At 69.0% G+C, this 432-nt stretch carries 1 protein-coding gene; it reads right to left on the reverse strand.

Features of this window, described 5'->3' with window-relative positions:
* Positions 1-180: 180 nt before the first annotated feature.
* Positions 181-432, reverse strand: a 252-nt coding sequence (locus DEQ92_RS23020; protein ID WP_147299614.1) for an N-acetyltransferase, incomplete at its 5' end; no start/stop codon positions are given.

Below are 432 nucleotides of genomic sequence, written 5' to 3' on the forward strand. Positions count from 1 at the left end.
CGCGTTCCTCTTCGCCGTCGACGTCGGCGACGCCACGGCCGGACCGACGCTAGTCACGGCGATTCTGCTCGCAGGGCTCGTTTACCCGCTCGTCTTCGGCACGTTCGGCGGGGCGCTCGGTGCGCTCGCCACGCCCGAGCGTGCGTGAAGCGCCGAATCTGCGTTCCGGATCGCTCCGCGTTACAGATCGCGGGCGACCATCTCGCCCCAGTGGTCGAAGCCGTATCGCTCGTAGAACGCCTGTGCTCTGTCGTTCTCGCGGTCCACGTCGAGCACCATCCGATCGAGCGGGAGGTCCTGGGCACGCGCGCTCTCGACGGCGGCGTTCATCAGCGCGTCGGCGACGCCCGTTCCGCGGTAGTCGGGGGCGACGAAGATCTCGTTGAGGACCGCGGCGTCCCAGACGAACGCCAGCGACTCCGGGAGGACGAA

This window comes from Haloferax sp. Atlit-6N (genome assembly GCF_003383195.1).
GTDB lineage: Archaea > Halobacteriota > Halobacteria > Halobacteriales > Haloferacaceae > Haloferax > Haloferax gibbonsii.